The 3,446-nt window shown below is 61.5% G+C and carries 2 protein-coding genes; both read right to left on the bottom strand.

All coding sequences use genetic code 11. The features are described from left to right. Positions 1–11: 11 nt before the first annotated feature. Positions 12–545: a hypothetical protein gene (locus EII35_RS15245; RefSeq protein WP_125229313.1), complete on the bottom strand. Its 534-nt coding sequence runs from the start codon at positions 543–545 to the stop codon at positions 12–14. A 122-nt stretch (positions 546–667) separates the two neighbouring features. Then, the gene (locus EII35_RS15240; protein ID WP_125229312.1) at positions 668–3,187 is read right to left on the bottom strand and encodes a hypothetical protein; all 2,520 of its coding nucleotides are present in this window, start codon (positions 3,185–3,187) and stop codon (positions 668–670) included. Between the last annotated feature and the right edge of the window lie 259 nt (positions 3,188–3,446).

Genomic DNA, 3,446 nt, shown 5'->3' with positions numbered 1-3,446 from the left:
CACCTCAGCCCTCACCTCTGACGGGGCGTCGGCACTGGCAGCGGCTCAGGCAACGGCGAAGGCGCCGGACCAGTCCACCGAAACGAATCCAGAATTCCATAGGCATCATCACCCACTCGATCCCGGCCCCCACCCGAGAACAGATCAAAGAGCCACACCCCATCATGCCGCAACACATGCCACTGTTCCCACACACTCTCCTTCCCACTCTTCTCCCCCACCTGATGCACCGTCATACCCACCGCTCGCTCCCCACCAATCGTTCGCTCAGGCAAAACCTCAAAACCGAAGAACTCTGAACTCGAGAACTCCCTCCTCTGGGTTTCAAACACCTCTTCCCAACTCAACGCATTCACCCGAAGCGGCCGGTCCGTGAACTCGTCCGCCCACTCACCACCCCAGTTCTCTATGCTCACAGCAGCCGGGGGATCCACATCCTCAACCCTCCGCCCAAAGAAAAACGCCTTCTCGTACTGATCCCACCGAGCCACCTCCCAACCCTCCGGCACCACCAGGTCATAATGATCCGCATACTCCGTCGGCATCAACACCCGAGACGGCTTCGCCGAGGGCGAAACCGAATCCGGCGGCAATTCTCCGGGAGCGCACCCCGAGGAGAGAACCGCCATCGCCCCGAACCACCCCCCGAGCAGAGCACGCCGACCAATCACTCCTCGTCCTCCTCCTCTTCTCGACCCAGATCAGCCAGCAGCGCCTCACGACGCACCACCCCTCTGGCATCATCGAATTCCCACTCCGGAAGTAGGCGCGTGATGTACCTGTAGTAGGCCCAACGACTATCATCAGACATCTCAGAATAAGGAATCAGCGACCCATCATCACGGAAAATGCGTATGCCACGAGAATTCAGTTTTCCAAGCCATTCCTCATCTTTGGGCGCTTGGGAGAAGTCCACTTCTTCGGCAGCAACTGCGGCCATCATTCTCATCATGAAACGCATGGTCGGACCCCGCTTGGAGGTGTTCACGTCCCGCATCTCGAAGTCGCTGGGGAACATCTCATCCAGCTTGGGCTGGATGACGGCCCTGTCGACATACTCGCCGATCAGACCACCGCCCGGGAGCTCCCCGGCTGCCGCTTTGGACAGGGCCACCATGTCCTGAGCACGCTCATTCCAGACCGCGTTTCGGTTGGCGACAGCCTGAAGCTGGAGGGCATTCGCCTCGTCCGGGGCCGCAAACAGGGTGTTGATGATGTGAACCCAGTCCTCGGTTGACTCGGTGACCATGGAGCGGCCATCTGTGTCGCGGGGGGTGGGTGCGGCTGCGAAGGACGTCCGGAGGTCACTCTCGTAGCCCCATGAGGCCCACGTCAGCAACTTGTCCGTGGCCGACGGGTTGTCAAACTTTGGCGGCTTTCCACTCTTCATGTCCTCCACCGCCTGAGCGTAGTCCGCTGCCCCATCGAAGGCCAGGTCAGCAAACACTCCGTTCGGCCCTCGGAGTTCCTTCACCGTGGCTTCGTCGAGAAGGATGAGGTATTGCTTGTTCAATTCATCCGCGACCTCATCGTCGCCATCATCCTCACCCCCCTCGGCCATACTCACGCTGACCCCTTTGAGGCGCGGCCCCAAGACGTCTGCAGCATGGTTTCGTCCCTCGGCATTGTGGTAGCCGAAGGGCAGCTGGCCCTCGATCTCTTCAACACCGTCTGGCCTGTAGACATTCAAGCCATTCTGATAGCCCAGCAGGTAGCCCTTCGCGATGCGCATCCCTTCGGCTTCCCGCTTCAGCCAGAACTGCTGATCCGCTTCACTCATCGATGCCAAATCCTCAGGCAACTCGGGAAGAGCGGCCTGCGCCGCCACCTTGGCGAACTGGACCCCACCGTCGGGGAAACCGGAGTACGGGGCGAACTCACCATTCTGGTAGACGTTCGGGTCATTCACGGTTCGACCCCCCATGATGTATTCCGTGACATTGATCTTCCGGTCCCCCTCGCCGATCTCTCCATCACCGTTGGTGTCCAGACCTTGGATATCAGAGGCCAGCCATTGCTTCACACCTCCCTGCCGTTCGAGTTCAGCCGCACGGATGGCCTCATCCCCGGCATCTGGAGCGAACGACGGGCCGTCCATGAGTGTGGTCATCGCGTAGACCGGATCCTCGAGCTTGGGATCCAACGCTCTGTCGACCAGCCGTGAAGCCATTCCCCCGGGCTGGAGACCGTCACGATGGAGCACACGATCATCATGGCGAAGCACCTTGTCCATGAAGCTGTCACTACCATTCGTGCGTTCAAACAGACCCGGACCGATCGACAGGTCAGGATTGGCGATCCCCGCAGCACCCATCAACTGCGCAGCCACCTCCACGGAACGAAACGTCCTCACCCTATTCGGACCGACCTCGACAGATTCATCGGCCATCAAGGTCAACCTGTCGGCGTAGTCCTGATGGATCGTGATGGTGGAGTGTTCCGCCTGGACCCTCGTCTCGAACAGAGCGGACTGGTAACGCAAGTAGAGTTCTTGGTTGTCCCGCTGTTCCGGGGAGAGGTTCATGCCCCCGCTGGCCAGAACCATCGTCGTACCCACAGCCTCGGCGAGGGATTTCCTGAGGTCCCCGCGATGAATGTTGTCCAAGCCGCGTAGCCCGCGGTCGAGCAGATCCTCAGGGGGGAGGATGGTCGCCAGTGCCGTGGCGACGAAGGGATCCTCCAGGTCGTCACCGTATCGTGCCAGGAACTGCTCAGCCTTCTCATCGGCGGTGGCAGAATCATCATCCTTGAAGCCCTGTTCGAGCTGATCGGCGATCTCCTCCGCCTTCTCCTGGGCGTGTTCCCATGTGGTCTGGGCCTCCAGGATGGAGCCGTCCTTGAACAACTCCTTGCCGATCTCATCCCGGGAGGACCCCACCTCCGGGGGCAGGAACATCTCCCGCGCCACCCTCACCTGCTGAGCAGCAGTGTGGGCCGTCTCGTTCAAACTCCGGATGAGACCCTCGTACGCCTCCTTGAGATCCAACTTCGCCGCCTCGAAGGACGGATCCATGGCCCCCTCTCGACCCGGCGCCGACGGCACCGGCGAATGAGACCCTGCCGCCTCCCTCACCCAGCTGGGCACACCCTGCCCATCCCACTGCCCCAACTGCGTCGCCCCCGACATCGCCCCAGCCAAACGGCTCAGAGGGTGCGCGGAGAGGGGGATCGTGACGAGGATCGGCACGGTGGCCTCCTGGCAAGGCGGACGACGAAGAGCGCACTGGATCGTGCGTTCGAGGAGGACAACACAGCCAGGGGGCCACCGGGGCGACCGCAGTGGATTCACCTCTCCACGCACCCTCTGGGATCACTGGACAGATCGGAGATCTGCTCCCTCGTGTCCTCCGGGAAGGGCATCTCCTGCTCGGCAGTGGTCATCATCGTCCCCTTTCACTGGGAAGAGTAGCCACCACCCACCCCCTACGGGACCCCCTCACCCCACC

This window comes from Arachnia propionica (assembly GCF_003932785.1).
Taxonomy (GTDB): domain Bacteria; phylum Actinomycetota; class Actinomycetes; order Propionibacteriales; family Propionibacteriaceae; genus Arachnia; species Arachnia propionica_B.
This window is presented reverse-complemented; position numbering and strand designations above follow the sequence as displayed.

Coding starts and splice junctions, on each gene's coding strand:
- EII35_RS15245 (WP_125229313.1), bottom strand. CDS start 545: ATGCCGACGGAGTATGCGGATCATTATGACCTGGTGGTGCCGGAGGGT.